This window comes from Streptomyces sp. NPDC027185 (assembly GCF_055567035.1).
Genome location: NZ_JBVHRF010000001.1, coordinates 1,100,454 through 1,117,421 on the forward strand (window position 1 = coordinate 1,100,454; position 16,968 = coordinate 1,117,421).

The following is a 16,968-nucleotide window of genomic DNA, read 5'->3' on the forward strand; positions in this document are numbered from 1 at the left end:
GGCAGGCCGGGCGCGTAGAGGTGCCCGCCCGTGGGCGACGGGCGGGCGGTGCCGGGCGGGCGCGCGTACGGACGCGGCGGCCGGGCGGGGTGCGGAGGCGGACGGGGAGTCAGGGGCGGGCGGCGGGCGCCGCCCCGGGCGGTTCCGGAAGGGGTACGCGCCGGGCCTCGGGACCGGCGGCGTACCTGCCGGACGCGGCGGCCCGGCGGCAAACTCCAGACCCTAGTGGCACGTCCGCCACGGGCACCACCGCATTTCTCACCCGCCGGAGGGATCCGGCGCCGCCGTCCGGCCGCGGGCCGAACGGTCACCGGTGTGTGCCGTACCCCGGGAACGGATCAGATGATGCGACAGTACATACCGGTACACGAATCACCAATCCGCCCATCTCGCGCATTCCGTACGGCGCTGGTCCGCCGCGGCATCCGCCCGGCGCGGCAGAGGAGTCCCACCAGACATGAGCGAAGAGCCGCACGGCCCGGAGAACGGCGACCCCCGGACGTGGGGGCCGCGCCCCGGCAAGCGCAAGGACACCGCCCGGCGCCCCCGCCGCACCGGCTGGCGCCGCGCCTTCCCCACCTGGCGGATGGTCCTCGGCACCGCCCTGCTGATCGTGCTGGTCGTCGGCGGCGGACTGGTCGCCGGCTATCTCCTCGTCGACATCCCCGAGGCCAACAGCGCCGCCCGCGCCCAGAGCAACGTCTACCTCTACGCCGACGGCTCCGAACTCGCCCGCGACGGCGACATCAACCGCGAGAGCGTCCCCCTCGCCCAGATCCCGGAGAACGTCCGGCACGCCGTCCTCGCCGCCGAGGACCGCGACTTCTACTCCGAATCCGCCGTCGACCCCGCCGCGATGGTCCGCGCCGCCTGGAACACCGCCACCGGCAAGGGCAAACAGTCCGGCTCGACCATCACCCAGCAGTACGTCAAGAACTACTACCTCGGCCAGGAACAGACCGTCACCCGCAAGGTCAAGGAGTTCTTCATCGCCATCAAGCTGGACCGCGAGGAGAGCAAGGACAAAATCCTGGAGGGCTACCTCAACACCAGCTACTTCGGCCGCAACGCCTACGGCATCCAGGCCGCCGCCCAGGCGTACTACGGCAAGAACGTCGACCAGCTCACCACCGGTCAGGGCGCCTACCTCGCCGCCCTCCTCAACGCCCCCAGCGCGTACGACGTCGTCGCCCACCCCGAGAACCGCCCCCGCGTCCTGGGCCGCTGGAAGTACGTCCTGAACGGCATGGTCAAGGAACACTGGCTCAGCGCCGCCGACCGGGACGCCATGACCTTCCCCGCCCCCCGCGCCACCACCACGCCCAACGGCCTGAGCGGCCAGCGCGGTTACGTCGTCAAAGCCGTCACCGACTACCTCACCGACCACCACCTCGTCGACGAGGACACCCTGCGCTCCGGCGGCTACCGCATCACCACCACCCTGGAACGGAAGAGCCAGGAGGCCCTGAGCCGCGCCGTCGACGCCAAACTCACCGACCGGCTCAGCGACAAACGCCCGGTCGACGCCGCCGTCCGTGCCGGAGGCGCCTCCATCGACCCGGCGACCGGCCGCGTCGTCGCCCTCTACGGCGGCACCGATTACGCCCGGCAGTACGTCAACAGCGCCACCCGCCGCGACTACCAGGTCGGCTCCGTCTTCAAGCCGCTGGTCTTCGCCGCCGCCGTACAGAACCGCTCGGTCACCCAGAGCGGCGCCCGCATCACCCCGAACACCTCCTACGACGGCACCAACAAGCGCATGACCGTCCAGCGCGGCCACCCCACCGGCTTCGCCCCCGCCAACGAGGACAACCGCTCGTACGGGAACATCACCGTCACCGCCGCCATGGACAAATCCGTCAACGCCGTCTTCGCGCAGATGGGCATCGACGTCGGCCCCGCCAAGGTCAAGGACACCGCCGTCGCCCTCGGCATCCCCGAGGACGCCCCGGGCCTGGCCACCTCCCAGGGCGCCATCTCGCTGGGCACCGCCACCCCCAGCGTCCTGGACATGGCCCAGGTCTACGCCACCCTCGCCCACCACGGACGGCACCGCCCGTACACCCTCGTCGCCAAGGTCACCCGGAGCGGACAGCCGCTCCCGCTGCCCGACCGGCCGGAGACCACCGCGGTCAGCCGCGCCGCCGCCGACACCACGACCGCCGTGCTCCGCAGCGTCGTCGAGGGCGGCACCGCCACCGCCGCCCAGGCCGCGGGGCGGCCCGCCGCCGGCAAGACCGGCACCGCCGAGGACGACAAGGCCGCGTGGTTCGCCGGGTACACCCCCGAACTCGCCACCGTCGTCGCCGTCCTCGGCCAGCACCCCGACACCGCCGCCCAGCAGCCGCTCTACGGCGCCGCCGGGCTGCCCCGGGTCAACGGCGGCGGCTTCCCCGCCCAGATCTGGGCCGACTACACGGCCGCCGCGCTGCGCGGGAAGCCGGTCCGCTCCTTCGACCTGAAACCCGAGCCCGGCACCAAGACCCCCACCTCCCCCGGCCCGTCCGCCTCCGGCGCCACCCCGAAACCCTCCGGCTCCTCCTCCACCACCCCCGGCTCCACCCCGCCCTCCGGCGGCCCACGCCGCACCACCGGCCCCACCGGCCCCACCGCGGGCCCGCCGCCCGGCCCCGGCGGCAGCGGCGGCAGCGGCGGCAGCGGCGGGGGCGAGGGGGACGAGTACTAGGGCCTGTTGCGAAAGTGTCAGTTGGTTGACGTTCAATGCGGTTGAGCGCATCCAACTGCTCCCCGCCTGCTCCCACGGGTGCTCCACGGCGTCCCCAGCCGGTGGCTGCCCGAGCGGAGTGCGCAGACGCCGCCGGGGTGAGCCTCAGGCCTGCCCACCTCCGACTTCCGGCCCGGCGCTCGCCCATGCGGATGACGATCAGGGCCCTCAAGCCGCAGCGGTCGCGCTGAGCGCTGCCACGCCGCGGATCTGCACCGCTGTCGTGACGAATCGTAAGCCCAGGCGCTGCTGGGCCAGCGTTGCCTCTGCCGCGTCGATTCCGGCGCGACGGACGTTGAGCTCAAGCAGACCCACCGCGCCGTCGGCGTCCGTGGCCACCAGCAGGTGGTGCAGCGCCTCGATGGCGCTGGCCTCCAACTCGCGCGAGCACAGGGTGGACAGGAAGAGCATCGCGAGGGCTCCCTGCAGGTCCTGGTGGCGCAACGCCACCAGTGCGCACTCAGCGGTCACGTAGCCAAGCATCGCGTCGGGTCCGACCCCGCCGATCGACTCGTCGAGCAGCTGCGGGTAGTCGCGGGTCTTGCGACGCAGTACGGCAGCAGACGTGAGCTGGCCGGGTTTCGGATCCGGCAACGGCGCGACAAGCGGCTGAGCCTCTGCGAGCAAGCGTTCGAGCTGGCCAGCGGTTGCCGCGATCTCTGGCGGGGCGACTGCCAGGGACCGGACCGTTGCACGGGCGGTCGCGTCGAGTCGGCTCAGGAGGTCATTCGAGTCAACGATGCACACAGGATCAATCCGACGAGGGTGGTGTGGTAGCAGGCGGCGAACGACCGCTCGGTCTCCCGGCCGTTCGGCATCAGGCTCCCGGTGGCGTCGAGGCTCTGCAGGAAGATCGGCAGCGCGAGCGCCCGCACGTCGGGCCGACAGTCCTCCAACACGAGACCGCACGTGAGCAGCTCGCCGAGCATGTCGTACTCCTCATGCACGGCGCAGTCGATGGTCATGCTGTCAACGATCGCAGCGACGTTCGGCAGCGCATCCCGTGGCACGCGCTCCTGACCGAAGGCGCCCGCGTACAGCAGCGCGTGCGTGAGGGCGTACGTCGCCTCGCGGTCCAGCAGCAAGCGGCACGCTGAACGCGCGGCGAAGGTCCGGCCCAGGAGCTCGTCGAAGGCTGCTTGTGGCACGTCGACAGTGCCGGTGGCGCGCGCGAAGTATGCGTGGTCGAGTTCGCGGTACGGGATGACCTCTGCGGCGTGCGGGAAACCGGCCTTCGTCGCGTGGGCCAGAGTCGCCTCGTGGTAGTCACTGCGCAGGCCGCGCCGACGGAGGATCAGATAGGGGAGCAGGAGGTCCCACGCCCACTCCAGCCGCGTCCGGGCGAGCTGCCCGAACGCGGGGTCGGCGAGGTGCTGTTCGAGGAACGGCCGCCAGCGGTCGTTGAGCACGGCGAAGTCCAGGGGTGAGCGATCCAGGACGTCGTAGAGGATGGCCAACTCTGCGAACCGCTGCAGCGATTTCGGGGTAGTCGCACCCGGCTTGCTCCACGGCGTGAACTGCTCAAGCTCCCGATCGACCCACCCGGCGAGGGTCGCGGCCAGATCGATCGGGCACCGTGAAACCACGGCTACTGCTCGTATGCGTACCACGGACCGACCAGTCTCGCAGCCATGGGCTCGCCGGGCTCAGGGTCGGGATTGAGCTTTCCCAGTTCGACCCCAGCTTCCAAAAGCTGGTTGAGCGTGACGTCCGTGTTGATGAGCCCGCTCTTCCTGAGGATTTCGAGATGCTCTTCCGTCAAACGGTTCCCGGTCATTCCTGCCTCCGTTGGGTGGTGAGCGTTGACCGATAGCGGTTGACACCCCTGATCTCAGGATGTGATCCCGGATACGGCGCCGCAAGTCGAAGCCCAGGGGCCGATCGGCGGTGTGCACTTTGAGCACCACCACGTGAGGGGTTGCCTGCGTGTGGCGGCCGGGGCCGGCCGTGTCAGCAGAGGAGGCATCGGTCGGAGGTGCCGCTCTGCTGGGGGTTTGGGCACGGCACAACCAGGCCGGAACCTCGGCGACGGTGCCGCCCTCGACCTGGCCGAGCAGCCCGCCGGCCCCCAGAGCGTGTACCACCGGTCGCGCACCAACCGCCACTTGCCGGTCTCCAGGGCTTGTGCCCACTTCGTCCTGCCCGGCCAGTGCCGTCGATGCCCTGCACCTCCACCTCGGGCAGCGGCTGAGCGGTGACCTCACGGGCCTGGACGCGGAAGGCGTCCACACGGTCGGCCAGGACAGATGCAGGTCGCGGGCGACCTGGATGACTGAGGAGCCGGCGTCCCGTATGCGGCGTCCGGCCGCACCCCGCAGCCGGGTGGTCAGCCTGGCACCGGCCGGGATCTGCTGGATCTGCTCGGTGAAGGACCGGCGGGAACAGCCAGCCTCGCGGCAGTACCAGCGACGCTTGTGCCGGCGGAACTCCTATAGCTCTCGCCGTATGGGAGATCGCGCGGCCGGGCGCCGCCGAGCCCTTCACCCGGATGGCGAACCCCACAGGCCGGGCAGGCCCTGGCCGTCTCGTCGGCCATGGGCTTCTGGCCCTGCTCGACGGCCAGGTGCAGCTCGGTGGTGAACCCACCGCGCGAGCGCCCCGGCAATCAACTGCCGCCGGGACCGGACGGGTGGTCGCCCCGCCTTCGTCCCCTTCGGCAGCAACGGCTCCAGCACCACCCACTGTTCGTCCGTCAGATCTCCCCGCCCCATGGACCGTGATCATTCATGCCTCATGATCCACTTCCGGTACACGGCCCAGGAGGGAGCGCCGGACGGCGCGCGGCCCCGGGCCCGGCGGACCACGACGAGCACGAGCGGCGCCGCGAGCCAGCACAGGTAGGCGCCGGAGCCGCCCGTCAGGAACGCGAGGGGGACGGACAGCCCGAACCCCGTGGCCAGGCAGACGCTGCGCACCAGGTTCTCGGTGAACACCCGGGGCGGGGCACCGGCGCGGTACAGACGGGCACGCCGGACCTCCCGGATGATCAGCGCGCACGACGCGGACGCCAGGACCTGCACGAGCGCGTACAGGCTGAACCGGGGCGGAAAGGCACCGTCGGCGGTGATCACCCGGGTCGCGAACGGGACCAGGACCTGGAGGAACAGCCAGGCCAGGGTGAGGCCGGTCAGGCGCCGGTTCAGCGCGCGGACGTGCTGGAAGATCTCGTGGTGGGCGCGCCAGTGGGCGGCGATCACCACGAAACCGAGCGCGAAGGCCAGATATTCCGTGCCGTGGTCCACCACCGAACCCAGCATCGCGCCGGTGGTGGCACCGGCGGGGACGGGCAGGTCCAGCGCCAGCAGGGTGAGGGCGATCGCGATCGCCGCGTCGACGAACGCGAGGAGCCGCCCGGGGGCGGGCGCCGCCGCCTCGCCGCTCCCGTCGCCGGGTGGGTGAAGGGTGTGGTTCTCCATGGCCGGACCCCCTCCCCGCGGCTCAGGCGACGGCGGGCGCGGCGGGGCCGGACACGGCCTCCAGGCGCCGGGACCGTACGGCCAGGATGATCATGACGGCGGGGAGCAGGAGGTCGGTGACGAGGACGCCGCCGGTGTTGCCGGGGGCGTGGTCACCGCCGGCGAACCACTGGTAGAGGTGGCCGGCCAGGGCTCCCCAGAGGAACATCCCGCCGCCGAGCCCGATGGTGAGGCGCTCGCGGGCGGACGCCGAAGCGGCCCGGAAGCCCATGACGGCGAGCCCGACGTTGGCGAAGGCGATCTCGAACAGGAAGGGCGTCCGGTCGAAGCCGATCGCGGTGGCCATGACGTCCGGGAAGGCCAGGAACGCGACCGTCATCCACAGGCTGCCGCAGCCGAAGGCACCGATGGCCCACCAGCGCTGCCAGATCTCCAGCGCCTGGCGGGGCGACGTGGCACGGCGGGCCCGCAGGAAGGCTCCGGCGGCCGGGACCAGGATCCAGACCAGCGGGAAGGCGGATCGGGCGAGATAGGAGAACGTGAGGTTCATGAACCTCATCCTTAACCCGTTAATATTAACCCGTCAACAGTCAGGTACAGTGGAGACCGTGGATGACGGACTCGCAGACGCACTGCACCGCGTGGTCATGCTGATGGGCGAGGCGGCCCGGCGGCGCACCGACGGCCCCGACGCCCTGACCTACAGTCAGATACGGCTGCTGGGCACGCTGGAGGAGATCGAACCGGCGACACAGCACCGGCTCGCCCAGGCGCTCTCGGTCTCCGACCCGGCGATCAGCCGGGCGCTGCGCCCGCTCGAAGCGGCCGCTCTGGTGCGGATCACCGTCGACCCCGGACACGCGCGACGGCGGCTGGTCCGCCTCACCGACGCCGGACGGGACGCCTTCCACGCCGCCGGCAAGCCGCTCGGCGAGGAGCTGCGGACCGCGCTCGTCGCCGCCGGATTCCCCTACGAGCGCTACCTCGACGACACCCTCCGGCTGGCCGAACTGCTCACCGCCGACTGAACACGCCGCCCCGCGCGCCACGACGGCACCGCCCCGGACAGCGGCGCGCCCCGGAACCGTGCGCAGAACACGGTCCCGGGGCGCGCGCCGCCGTCCGGCGGGCTCAGTGGCCCGAGGTCGCCTTGAGGCCCACCACCGCGACCAGCAGCAGGCAGATGAAGAAGATCCGGGCGGCGGTCACCGGCTCACCGAGCACCACCATCCCGACCACCGCCGCACCGGCGGCGCCGATCCCGACCCACACGCCGTACGCCGTACCGATCGGCACCGTACGTGCCGCGACCGACAGCATCAGCATGCTCGCCACGATCCCCGCGCCGGTGAACACGCTCGGCCACAGCCGCGTGAACCCGTCGGTGAACTTCATCCCGATCGACCAGCCGACCTCCAGCAGACCGGCGACCGCGAGCAGGATCCATGCCATGACGGCACCTCCGTGAAAAGCGCTTCAACAGGGGTGCGTCGTCTTTTCCTGCCCGGTACGGCGCGTCTCGTCGGGTGCTTCCGAGGCTAGCAACGGGGCCCGCCGGACGGGCGGTGACCTCGATCACCGCCGGTACCGCGCGGGCCCGCCCCCGTACGGCGGGGTGCCCGGGAAGCGCCGCGTGCCCCGCCCCGGGGAAGGCCGGGACGGGGCACGCGGCGGGACGGCGCCGCCGGCGCTCAGGCCGTGGTGATCGGGCCGATGCGGTAGAGGATCTCGTCGTGGTGGCTGCCGTCGGGGAAGAGCCCGGCGGGGAAGAGGACCTCGGTGTGCACCGGGGCGGCGTGCTTCTTGGCGAACTGCTTGAGCACCATGATGATCGCTTTGTTGTCGGCCGAGACGGTCGCCTCGACGTACCGGGCACCGCGGGCCACCTCGCGGTCGGCGGCCGCCTGGAACAGCTTCACGCCGAGGAACGGGATGCCGTGCCGGGGGCTGACGGCGGTCTGCCAGACGAAATAGGTACCGGGCTCGTCCGGCCGCCGGTAGCCGGTGAGGAAGCCGACGGTCGTCCCGTCCACGGTGGCCAGCAGCGAGGTGTCGGCGAAGTCCCGGAACCACAGGGTGTAGTAGTACGGGCTGTTGGAATCGAGGCCCGGGGTGTCCTTGACGAGCTGCCAGACGACGGGGCCGTCCGCCGCCCCGGGGTTCCGGTAGGCGATGTCCTTGGCCTTCGGGCCGGTGGCGTCCACCGCGCCGGGGACGGCGTTGCTCACGCGGAGGACTCCTCGGTCAGCAGCGGGTAGACGCCGTTGGCGTCGTGGTCCTCCCGGCCGGTGACCGGCGGGTTGAAGACGCAGACGAACTTGGAGTCGACCCTGGGCCGGAGCGTGTGCCGCTCGTGGCCGTCGAGCAGGTACATCGTGCCCGGCGTGATCAGGTGCTTCTCGCCGGTCTCCTCATTGGTCAGTTCGGTCTCCCCCTCGGTGCAGAGGACCGCCTCGATGTGGTTCGCGTAGTGCATCGTCGTCTCGGTACCGGCGTAGACGGTCGTCTCGTGGAGGGAGAAGCCCACCCCCTCCCGGGCCAGCACGATGCGCTTGCTTTCCCAGGTGCCCAGGTGGCCCTTGACGTGGCGGTCGGTGTTCTCGACATCCTGGAAGGAACGGATGATCACGGCGCGGTGTCCTTTCTCGGGGGCCTGGCGGCCGGGAGGGAACAGCCGGGGCGGAAGGGCCGCCGTCCGGCCGGGGTGCCGGATGCGGTCTCAGGCGCCGGCCAGCTGGCCGAGCACGAAATCGGTGAAGGTGTCGACGGAGACGAAGTCCTCCACCTCCAGCTCCTCGGGGTCCACGGTGAGGCCGATGGAGTCCTCCAGGGCCATCAGCATCTCCAGCATCGTGGTCGAGTCGAGGTGGAGGTCGTCGAAGAGTTTGACCTCTCCGCGCAGGTCCGTGACCGGGCGCTCCAGTACGTCGGTGAGCGCGGACTGAAGGGCCTGGCGCACGTCGTTGCGGTCCATGACGGTTCCTTTCCGGGAAGGGGGCGGCGGGCCGGCCGGTCAGCCGGCCGCGGTCGGGTGCCCGGTCGGGGGCCCGACCAGGAGCGCCAGCCGCTTGCGGTCGACCTTTCCGTTGCCGTTGACCGGGAGCTGCGGAAGGTGGACGCAGCGGCGCGGGATCTTGAACGGTTCGATGTGCTGGGGCAGCAGCCGCCGGACCTCGTCACCGGTCAGCTCACCGGTGACGGCCAGGACGGCGGGCCTGTCCTCCGTGGGCGCGAGGACCGCGGCGGCCGTCACGCCCGGGATCTTCCGCGCCGCCGCCTCGACCTCGGTGGTGGAGATGCGGAAGCCGCGCTCCTTGTAGAGGTCGTCGCGGCGGCCCGAGAAGTAGAGGTAGCCGTCCTCGTCCAGCCAGCCGTAGTCCCCGGTGCGGAGTTCGGGGAACAGGCCGTCGACGCGCGGGAAGCGCTCGGCGTCGAGGTCCGGACGCCGCCAGTAGCCGGCCATCACGTGCGGCCCGCGCACCACGAACTGGCCGATCTCGCCGGGGGCCAGCCGCTCCCCGTCGTCACCGATCACGAAGACCTCGGTGCCGGGCAGCGGCACCCCGCAGGAGCCGGGGCGGCCCAGGTCCCCGTCCACCGGCATGATCGCGGTCCGCTTGCACTCGGTCAGCCCGTACATGACCTGGATACGCAGGTCGGGAAGGGCCTCGCGGAGTTCGGCCAGGGTGGACTCGGCGAGGGCGGCGCCGGTGTTGGTGAGCAGCCGGAGCCTGCCGGGCCCGCCGCCGCTGCTGCGGCGCACCAGCCAGGCGAGCCGGTCGGCCACGGTGGGCACGGCGGGCAGCACCGTCGCCCCGGTCGCGGACAGCCGGCCCAGCAGCGGGGGCCCGGCCTCGGCGCTGGTGGCGAGGTAGAGGCAGGCGCCGCTGAGCGCGGCCAGATGGACCTGGTAGAGGCCGTAGTCGAAGGAGAGCGGCAGCGGGCAGAAGATCACGTCGTCCGCGCGGTAGCGCAGGCACCGCTGGATCGCGGAGGCGGCGAACAGCACCTGCTGATGGGTGCTCACCACCGCCTTCGGCAGGGACGTGGTGCCCGAGGTGTAGATCAGGCTGACCGGGTCGACAGGCAGCGGGCCCGGCGCCTGCAACCGCGGGGCGGTGTGCGCCGGTTGCCCGGAGTCGTCACCGGTGAGCGCGTCGAGGAGGAGGAAGCGGGCGCCGTGGTCGGCCGCGTCCTTGTGGACACTGTCGTCGTCGCAGACCAGGACGCGGGGCTCGCAGTCGGCCAGGACGTGCCGCAGCGGCTCGCCGCGGACCTGCTCGTGCAGGACGCTGAAGACCGCGCCCAGCCGGGACGCCGCGTAGGCGGTCAGGACGATGCCGATGCCGTGGGCGTCACCGGCGGTGATGACGATGCGGTCACCGCGGCCGAGCCCTTCGGCCCGGAGCCGCACGGCGGTCCGGGCGACCGCCGCCTCGAACTCGGCGTAGGTCAGGGCGCCGTGCTGCGAGCGGAGGGCGGGCGCGTGCGGATGCCGGGCGGCGGCGCTCTCCAGGATGTCGTGCAGGACGCCGTGCATCACTTCTCCTTGCGGCGGGGCGGATACGGGACGACGGTGGTGGCGGTGGCGGCGCACACCAGCTGGGGCTCGTCGAGCACGTACGCGCGGCTGGCCCCCTCCTCCGGGGAACCGGAGATGACCTTGTGCGCCTCCAGCTCGACGACGCGGCGCAGCCGGGTGCTGCGCACGAGCCGGCCCCGCGCCTCGATGTAGTCGCCGGGCCGGACGGGGGCGGCGAACCGGACGTCGTGGTACTGCGCCAGCAGCCCCTCGTCGCCGTCGGTGCGGACGGTGATCTCCGTGACGAGGTCGCCGAAGAGACGCAGGATGCGGGCGCCGTCGACGACGCCGCCCCCGTAGTGGGCGTCCTCCTGGCCGATCCTCAGCCGTAACGACGCGACGGTCCCGGGGGCTGTGTCGCGGGGGGCGCGGGCGGCGGCAGCTGGGGTCATGGGCTGCTTCAACTCCTTGGATGGGGCGGCGGTCAAGGAAGGTGCGCCAGAGGCGGACGGCGGCGGCAGGGAGAGCGCCACGGCCGTCACGACGTTCTGTTTGTGGGCGATGGACAGCGCCACCGGCCAGGTCACCAGCCGGGCGGCGCGGCCCCGGAACCGCACCTCGGGGGCGCCGCCGCCGGTGCGCCGCACATCGATCTCGTGCGGCGGGATGCCGTGCAGCAGGCCGATGCCGAGGGATTTCATGACGGCTTCCTTGGCGGCGAACCGGCCGGCGAGGAATTCGGCGCGGCGCTCGCCGTTCAGGGTGTCGGCGTCGGCGAGTTCCCGGGGTGAGAAACAGAACCGGAGGAACCACTGCCGGGTCAGCAGACGGCTGAGTTCCCCGCGGTCCAGGACGTCGACACCGACGCGGACCCGCGGGGCGCCCGGTCCGCTCACGAAGTGGGGTTCAGGTCTACGAGGCGCTGCTTGGCCAGCAGGTCGTCGCTGGTGTCGCGGGCGCGCACCAGGTGTGCCTCGCCCCGGTAGGTCAGCACCTCGGCGGGGAAGCCGTGGCTGAGGAAGAGCCCGGGGGAGGCGGTGGGGCCGTACGCGCCGGAGCGGGCCACGCCCAGCAGATCGCCGGGGCGGACCTCGGGGAGCCGGACCCGCTTGGCGATCACATCGTTGGGCGTACAGAGCGGACCGGTCACGGTGTAGGCGTGCAGCGCCGGGTCATCGGGGCGGGTCAGGTGCCGGATCGGGAAGTTCCGCTTGACGAAGCTGCCGACCCCGACCGCGGCCATGTGGTGGTTGGTCCCGCCGTCCGCCACCGCGAAGAGATCCCCCATGGACTCCTTCACGTACCGGACCTCGACCACGTACGTACCGGACATCGCCGTCAGGTAGCGGCCCAGCTCCATGATCAGCCGGCAGCCGGGGTGGCGCCCGGCGAACCGCTCGACGGCGGCGGTGATCCGCTCCCCCAGGGCCGGCAGATCCAGATCGGACTCGTTGTCGAAGTACGCGACGCCCAGACCGCCGCCGAAGTCCACCGTCTCCAGAGCGAAGCCCAGTTCGGCGGCGAGCCGCTCGGCCATCTCCAGGATGCGTTCGGTGTTGCCCGCGACATCGTCGTGGTGCAGGAACCGCGTCCCCATGTACGCGTGGACGCCCTTGACCCGGACGTGCCGCGCCCCGGCCAGCAGGCTCTTCGCGCCCCGCAGCGTCTCCTCGTCGATACCGAACTGACGGGGCTTGCCGCCCATCGCCAGCCCCGAACCCTTGCTGCCGAAGGCCGGATTGACCCGGAGCATCACGGGACACGGCGCGCCACCGCGCTCCGCCACCAGCCGGTCCAGCCGGACGATCTCGTCGAGCGACTCACACACCACGGCGTGGATGCCCGCGTCCAGGCACGCGAGGAGTTCCCGCTCGTCCTTCCCGGGGCCGAGGAAAATGATGTCCTCGGGGGCGACACCGGCCCGCAGCGCGGTGCGCAGTTCCACGTACGACGAGACCTCCGCGCCGGCGCCGAGCCCGCGCAGGAACGCGCAGACGCTGACGTTGGGGTTCGCCTTGAGCGAGTAGAACACCTCGACCCGACGCGGCAGACTGCGGCGCAGCGCGTCGTAGGTCCCGGCCAGCACCTCCCCTTCGTAGACGTACAACGGCGTCCCGAACCGCTCGGCGAGCGCGCGGTGGCCGGACGGGTGGCCCTCAGACATCTGCGTGCTCACCCCGCACGCCGGTCGAGGGTAAGAGCACGGGAACGGGTGCGGACGCCCCGGACCGGGCCCGGTGGGCCAGCGGTGAACGCATCGTCTCCCCCTTCTGAGGGTGCCGGTGTCGGACGAGAACGATCATGATTCGTCCCGGCACCCCCGCGGAAGGGGGAGACGGCGGCCGCAACAGGCCCTGGACTGTTCAGTCCTCGGGACCGGGCGGCAGGAGCGGCACCTCCGCGCGGTACAGCCGCCAGCCGGCCAGCGCGGTGCGCTCGCTCACCGTGTTCCAGATGTCCCGCGCCGCCGACTCCGCCTCCTCCAGACTCCCGATCCGCAAGTACAGCCCGACCACCGGATACGGCTCGGCCGACGGATGCACCGACACATGGTCGAGAAGGTCCGGGACCGCGTTCCGGTACAGATCCGACCTCAGCCCCGGGGGCAGGACGGCGGAGGCTCCCGGAGGGACCAGTGTGAGGTGGACGAGGTACATCATGGGCGTCCGTCGCGTATCAGGGATGGGCAAGGCAAGGGGGCAGACGGCCCGGGAACGCAGCACCCGGGGCGTCACTCGCGTATCAGCCCCCGCAGTGCCGCGATCGCCCCCGCCTGGAAGCGGCTGCGCGCTCCGAGACGGGTCATCACCGTGGCCGCGATCCGGCGCGCCGTGCGGTGCGAGACACCCAGCCGTTTCGCCACCCCCTCGTCCGTATGGCCCTCCAGCAGCAGCCGGAGCACCTCCGCCTCCTGCCGGCTCACCGTCCCGCCACCGCGCGCCGGGGCGGGCTCGCGCAGCTCCTGCGCGGTGCGCCACAGACCGTCGAACTGCGCGGAGAGCAGCGAGACCAGCGCCGGTGCCTCCGTCACCAGCGCCTCCAGCTCACCCTGGCGGTCCTGCTGGAGGACGAAGGCGACGCGCCGGCCGCAGAGCAGGAACGGGCCGGGCAGCGACGGCGCGGTCCTAACCCGGCAGCCGTGCGAGGCGAGCTGCGCCACCTGCGCCGCCGGTTCGGGGGCCGTACGGACGCTGTCGAGGAAGAGGGCCCGTACGGTGCCGCCGCCCTCCAGCACGCGGTGGCAGGCGGGCACCGACATCCGCCACTCGGCGCTCTGCCGCGGCCGGCCGGAGACACAGGCGTGGACCGCCGTGCCCGGTGCGGAACCGGCCCTCACCAGCCGGTCCTGGATGTTGTCCGTCCCGTGCAGGATCTCGATGCCGTCGCCGTGGAGGGCCGCCGCGGGCGCGGCCACCTCCACGGTCAGCCGCAGCGCGGCGGCCCGCGCCTCCTGGAGACGCTGCTGCTGCGCGGCGAGCGCGGCCTCCTGACGGGCCAGGAGTAACTCGGCGGCGAGTTCCGGCTGCACGGTGTGCAGCCGGGACGGATCGTCCGTGGCGGGGCGTATCAAGGACATCGCGCTCAGGTCGTCGAGGGCTTCGCGGACCCGGTGTTCGGGGAGCCCGAGGCGGGCGGCGAGTCCCGCCGCCCCCTCCTGCGGGTGCGTCAGCATCCCGCGGTAGACCGCTTCGGTGGCCGTACTCATTCCCAGTGCCTCAAGCATGCAGTCCCTCTCCATCACGGTGACGTGGTACCGGGCACCGCGTGCGTACGGGCCGGCGGGGGGTGGACAGTCCTGGACAGCAGGAAAGAATCCGGCCTCTCAGTTGCCCGCCGCAAGTGCCCCCGACGGTTTCCGGCACATCCTGATGCTGAGGCAGAGCACCGCGGCGAGGCCGCACAGCGCGGCGACACCGAACCAGACGGTGGTGTAGCTGCCGCTGCGGTCCCGGACCACTCCGGCCAGCAGCGTCGCCAAGCCGGCGCCCACCTGATGGGCGGCGTTGACCCAGGCGAAGACGATGGTGCTCTCGGTGCCGAAGAACTCCCGGCACAGCGCGATCGTCGGCGGCACGGTGGCCAGGTCGAGCAGGCCGAAAGAGACCGTGAAGAAGAGCATCGACGGCGTCATCCCCGGCCCCATCAGCCCCGGCAGCAACGCGAGGCTGACCCCGCGCAGCGCGTAGGTGGCGGCCAGCAGCCAGCGGGGGTCGAAGCGGTCGGTGCACCAGCCCGCGGCGATCGTCCCGACGACGTTGAGCGCACCCATGATCGCCAGCAGCGTCGACGCGGTGGTGCTGGGCATGCCCGCGTCGTGGGCGGCGGGCACGAAGTGCGCCATCATCACCCCGTTCGTGGAGGCGCCGCACACCGCGAAGGTGCCCGCGACCAGCCAGAACGGCCCCGGCTTGAGCACCGAACGCAGCACCCGCAGGGCCCGCAGCGCCGTCCCCGACGCCGGGGCGGGCCGCGGCACCGGCCGGAGCGCACCGTACGGCGCCAGCCCCAGATCGGCGGGGTGGTCGCGCAGCAGCAGGAACGACAGCGCCGCGACGGCCACGGCGACCCCCGCGACGGCCAGGGTGGCGGCCCGCCAGCCGGAGCGGTTGGTGACCTCGGCCAGCAGCGGCAGGAGGACCATGCCGCCGAACATGGTGGCGGAGCTGAGGAAGCCGGTGACCAGTCCCCGGCGGGCGGCGAACCAGCGGTCGGCGATCAGCGCGCCGAACGCCATGGCGATGGAGCCGCAGCCCAGGCCCACCAACACGCCCCAGCACAGCACCAGTTGCCAGGGCGAGGAGATGACCGTGGTCAGGCACGCGCCGACCGCGATGACACACAGCGCGCCGATCACCACCCGGCGCACACCGAGCCGGTCCATCAGCGCCGCCGCGAACGGCGCGGTGAGCCCGTACAGCACGGTGTTGACCGATACGGCGAGACTGACCGTGCCGTGGGACCAGCCGAAGGTCTCGTGCAACGGGTTCACCAGCAGATTGGGCATCCCCGTGAAGGTGCCCGCACAGGTGATGACCACGAAGCCGACGAGAGCGATCAGCCACGCACGGTGGAATCCCCCGCCACGCGGGGACGGTGCCGGCTCTGTCTGAGGGGGGCTGGCTGCACTGGAGGACATACCTCTCACTCTTGGCCGCCCGCCCGCGCCTCGACAGTGGCCAGCGTGCCAGAGGGTGAAAGAATCGTGCCATGACCGCACGCGGCACCACGGACCCGGCCGCCCCGCACCGGGTGGTCACGCTGGTGCGGCACGGTGTGATGCCCATGGAGCTGGGCATCGTCCACCAGATGTTCCGCCAGGCCCGCTCCGCCGCCGGTGACCCGCTGTACACGGTGACGACCTGCGCGCCCCGCGCCGGGCTGATCCGCACCGACGCCGACTTCCGCGTCGAGGTCCCCCACGGTCCCGAGGCCCTCGCCCACGCCGACACCGTCCTCGTCCCGGCCACCCACGAGCTGGACGAGACCGAGACCGACGGCGTCCTCGGCCCCGAACTCACCGCCGCCTGGCGCCACATACGCCCCGGCGCCCGCACCGCCTCCATCTGCACCGGCGCCTTCGTCCTGGCCGCCGCCGGGCTGCTCGACGACCGCCGCGCCACCACCCACTGGAAATCCGCGGACCGGCTGCGCCGCCTCCACCCCCGCGTCCGGGTCGACGCGGACGTGCTCTACGTCGACGAGGGCGACGTCCTGACCTCCGCGGGCGAGGCCGCCGGAATCGACCTCTGCCTCCACCTCATCCGCCGCGACCACGGCGCCGCCGTCGCCAACGACGTGGCCCGCGCCACGGTGGTACCGCCCTACCGGGACGGCGGGCAGGCCCAGTTCATCCCCCATCCGGTCCCCGCCGCGGGCGGCCCGACCACCGCCGCCGCCCGCGCCTGGGCCCTGGCCCACCTCGACGAACGGATCACCCTGCGCGACCTCGCCCGCCGCCAGGCGATGAGCATGCGCACCTTCTCCCGGAAGTTCCGCCAGGAGACCGGCACCCCGCCGATGCAGTGGCTCACCCTCCAGCGCACCGAACGCGCCCGCCAACTGCTGGAGGAGACCGACATGACCGTCGAACACATCGCCTCCCGGACCGGCTTCGGCACCTCCGTCTCGCTGCGCCAGAACCTCCTGGCCCGGCTCGGCGTCACCCCCAGCGCCTACCGCGCCACCTTCCGCGGCCCGGCGGCCACCACCGCCCGCCCGGCACCGGACGACTGAGGACGGCACACCCACCGCCCCGGGCCGCCCGCCGGCGGGCATACGAAACGGGCGGTGACCAGGTCACCGCC

18 protein-coding genes, 1 pseudogene and 1 riboswitch are annotated in these 16,968 nt (G+C 72.2%); of the genes and pseudogenes, 3 read left to right on the forward strand and 16 right to left on the reverse strand.

Annotation, left to right across the window (positions count from 1 at the left end; translation table 11 throughout):
- Positions 1 to 457: 457 nt before the first annotated feature.
- Positions 458 to 2,686, forward strand: a complete 2,229-nt coding sequence (locus ACZ4M8_RS04695) for a transglycosylase domain-containing protein (protein ID WP_467603270.1) — start codon at positions 458 to 460, stop codon at positions 2,684 to 2,686.
- Between the two features lie 207 nt (positions 2,687 to 2,893).
- Here the strand turns inward: ACZ4M8_RS04695 and ACZ4M8_RS04700 are convergent, their stop codons facing one another.
- The 6 genes and pseudogenes from ACZ4M8_RS04700 to ACZ4M8_RS04725 form a co-directional block, all read right to left on the reverse strand.
- A complete protein-coding gene (locus ACZ4M8_RS04700; protein ID WP_467603271.1) occupies positions 2,894 to 3,472 on the reverse strand; it encodes a hypothetical protein in 579 nt (192 codons plus the stop codon).
- Positions 3,442 to 4,311: a DUF6895 family protein gene (locus tag ACZ4M8_RS04705; protein WP_467603272.1), complete on the reverse strand. Its 870-nt coding sequence runs from the start codon at positions 4,309 to 4,311 to the stop codon at positions 3,442 to 3,444. The genes ACZ4M8_RS04700 and ACZ4M8_RS04705 overlap by 31 nt, the downstream gene beginning before the upstream one ends.
- Before the next feature lie 2 nt (positions 4,312 to 4,313).
- Complete coding sequence (locus ACZ4M8_RS04710) at positions 4,314 to 4,502, reverse strand: hypothetical protein (RefSeq protein ID WP_467603273.1); 189 nt, start codon at positions 4,500 to 4,502, stop codon at positions 4,314 to 4,316.
- Positions 4,503 to 4,962: 460 nt separating this feature from the next.
- Positions 4,963 to 5,082 (reverse strand): annotated as a pseudogene (locus ACZ4M8_RS04715) (helix-turn-helix domain-containing protein); the annotation flags it as partial.
- A gap of 363 nt (positions 5,083 to 5,445) precedes the next feature.
- Complete coding sequence (locus ACZ4M8_RS04720) at positions 5,446 to 6,141, reverse strand: TMEM175 family protein (protein ID WP_467603274.1); 696 nt, start codon at positions 6,139 to 6,141, stop codon at positions 5,446 to 5,448.
- 22 nt (positions 6,142 to 6,163) lie between these two features.
- Positions 6,164 to 6,691 (reverse strand): DUF6790 family protein, encoded by a 528-nt coding sequence (locus ACZ4M8_RS04725; RefSeq protein ID WP_467603275.1) that lies wholly within the window; start codon positions 6,689 to 6,691, stop codon positions 6,164 to 6,166.
- Between the two features lie 58 nt (positions 6,692 to 6,749).
- Between ACZ4M8_RS04725 and ACZ4M8_RS04730 the strand changes: the two genes are divergently transcribed.
- Positions 6,750 to 7,169 (forward strand): MarR family winged helix-turn-helix transcriptional regulator, encoded by a 420-nt coding sequence (locus tag ACZ4M8_RS04730; protein ID WP_467603277.1) that lies wholly within the window; start codon positions 6,750 to 6,752, stop codon positions 7,167 to 7,169.
- Positions 7,170 to 7,272: 103 nt separating this feature from the next.
- Here the strand turns inward: ACZ4M8_RS04730 and ACZ4M8_RS04735 are convergent, their stop codons facing one another.
- The 10 genes from ACZ4M8_RS04735 to ACZ4M8_RS04780 form a co-directional block, all read right to left on the reverse strand.
- Positions 7,273 to 7,593, reverse strand: a complete 321-nt coding sequence (locus tag ACZ4M8_RS04735) for a DMT family transporter (RefSeq protein ID WP_345084734.1) — start codon at positions 7,591 to 7,593, stop codon at positions 7,273 to 7,275.
- A 32-nt stretch (positions 7,594 to 7,625) separates the two neighbouring features.
- A riboswitch (guanidine-III (ykkC-III) riboswitch) is annotated at positions 7,626 to 7,689 on the reverse strand.
- 143 nt (positions 7,690 to 7,832) lie between these two features.
- On the reverse strand, positions 7,833 to 8,369 hold the full coding sequence (gene ectA, locus ACZ4M8_RS04740) for a diaminobutyrate acetyltransferase (RefSeq protein ID WP_467603278.1): 537 nt from the start codon (positions 8,367 to 8,369) through the stop codon (positions 7,833 to 7,835).
- Positions 8,366 to 8,770 (reverse strand): ectoine synthase, encoded by a 405-nt coding sequence (locus ACZ4M8_RS04745; RefSeq protein ID WP_399090438.1) that lies wholly within the window; start codon positions 8,768 to 8,770, stop codon positions 8,366 to 8,368. The genes ectA and ACZ4M8_RS04745 overlap by 4 nt, the downstream gene beginning before the upstream one ends.
- A 90-nt stretch (positions 8,771 to 8,860) precedes the next feature.
- Positions 8,861 to 9,115, reverse strand: a complete 255-nt coding sequence (locus ACZ4M8_RS04750) for an acyl carrier protein (protein WP_467603280.1) — start codon at positions 9,113 to 9,115, stop codon at positions 8,861 to 8,863.
- Between the two features lie 39 nt (positions 9,116 to 9,154).
- Entirely contained in the window at positions 9,155 to 10,681 is a 1,527-nt protein-coding gene (locus ACZ4M8_RS04755) for a class I adenylate-forming enzyme family protein (RefSeq protein WP_467603282.1), read from the reverse strand.
- Positions 10,681 to 11,559 (reverse strand): 4'-phosphopantetheinyl transferase superfamily protein, encoded by an 879-nt coding sequence (locus ACZ4M8_RS04760; protein ID WP_467603283.1) that lies wholly within the window; start codon positions 11,557 to 11,559, stop codon positions 10,681 to 10,683. Before ACZ4M8_RS04760 ends, ACZ4M8_RS04755 begins: the two co-directional genes overlap by 1 nt.
- Complete coding sequence (locus ACZ4M8_RS04765) at positions 11,556 to 12,827, reverse strand: type III PLP-dependent enzyme (RefSeq protein ID WP_467603285.1); 1,272 nt, start codon at positions 12,825 to 12,827, stop codon at positions 11,556 to 11,558. Before ACZ4M8_RS04765 ends, ACZ4M8_RS04760 begins: the two co-directional genes overlap by 4 nt.
- Before the next feature lie 199 nt (positions 12,828 to 13,026).
- Positions 13,027 to 13,323 (reverse strand): hypothetical protein, encoded by a 297-nt coding sequence (locus ACZ4M8_RS04770; RefSeq protein WP_399090426.1) that lies wholly within the window; start codon positions 13,321 to 13,323, stop codon positions 13,027 to 13,029.
- Between the two features lie 71 nt (positions 13,324 to 13,394).
- Positions 13,395 to 14,387 carry a LuxR C-terminal-related transcriptional regulator gene (locus ACZ4M8_RS04775; protein ID WP_467603286.1) on the reverse strand — a complete coding sequence of 331 codons (993 nt, stop codon included), beginning with the start codon at positions 14,385 to 14,387 and terminating at the stop codon, positions 13,395 to 13,397.
- A gap of 99 nt (positions 14,388 to 14,486) precedes the next feature.
- A complete protein-coding gene (locus ACZ4M8_RS04780) occupies positions 14,487 to 15,800 on the reverse strand; it encodes an MFS transporter (protein ID WP_467603288.1) in 1,314 nt (437 codons plus the stop codon).
- Between the two features lie 71 nt (positions 15,801 to 15,871).
- Here ACZ4M8_RS04780 and ACZ4M8_RS04785 point away from each other — a divergent pair, with 71 nt between their 5' ends.
- Entirely contained in the window at positions 15,872 to 16,897 is a 1,026-nt protein-coding gene (locus tag ACZ4M8_RS04785) for a GlxA family transcriptional regulator (protein WP_467603289.1), read from the forward strand.
- The last annotated feature ends 71 nt before the right edge of the window (positions 16,898 to 16,968 follow it).

Excerpts from the sequence above, each read along its gene's own strand:
- ACZ4M8_RS04765 (WP_467603285.1), bottom strand. The coding sequence starts at position 12,827 with ATGTCTGAGGGCCACCCGTCCGGCCACCGCGCGCTCGCCGAGCGGTTC.
- ACZ4M8_RS04780 (WP_467603288.1), bottom strand. The coding sequence starts at position 15,800 with ATGTCCTCCAGTGCAGCCAGCCCCCCTCAGACAGAGCCGGCACCGTCC.
- ACZ4M8_RS04775 (WP_467603286.1), bottom strand. The coding sequence starts at position 14,387 with ATGCTTGAGGCACTGGGAATGAGTACGGCCACCGAAGCGGTCTACCGC.
- ACZ4M8_RS04710 (WP_467603273.1), bottom strand. The coding sequence starts at position 4,502 with ATGACCGGGAACCGTTTGACGGAAGAGCATCTCGAAATCCTCAGGAAG.
- ACZ4M8_RS04695 (WP_467603270.1), top strand. The coding sequence starts at position 458 with ATGAGCGAAGAGCCGCACGGCCCGGAGAACGGCGACCCCCGGACGTGG.
- ACZ4M8_RS04755 (WP_467603282.1), bottom strand. The coding sequence starts at position 10,681 with ATGCACGGCGTCCTGCACGACATCCTGGAGAGCGCCGCCGCCCGGCAT.
- ACZ4M8_RS04735 (WP_345084734.1), bottom strand. The coding sequence starts at position 7,593 with ATGGCATGGATCCTGCTCGCGGTCGCCGGTCTGCTGGAGGTCGGCTGG.
- ACZ4M8_RS04785 (WP_467603289.1), top strand. The coding sequence starts at position 15,872 with ATGACCGCACGCGGCACCACGGACCCGGCCGCCCCGCACCGGGTGGTC.
- ACZ4M8_RS04750 (WP_467603280.1), bottom strand. The coding sequence starts at position 9,115 with ATGGACCGCAACGACGTGCGCCAGGCCCTTCAGTCCGCGCTCACCGAC.
- ACZ4M8_RS04770 (WP_399090426.1), bottom strand. The coding sequence starts at position 13,323 with ATGATGTACCTCGTCCACCTCACACTGGTCCCTCCGGGAGCCTCCGCC.
- ACZ4M8_RS04725 (WP_467603275.1), bottom strand. The coding sequence starts at position 6,691 with ATGAACCTCACGTTCTCCTATCTCGCCCGATCCGCCTTCCCGCTGGTC.
- ACZ4M8_RS04720 (WP_467603274.1), bottom strand. The coding sequence starts at position 6,141 with ATGGAGAACCACACCCTTCACCCACCCGGCGACGGGAGCGGCGAGGCG.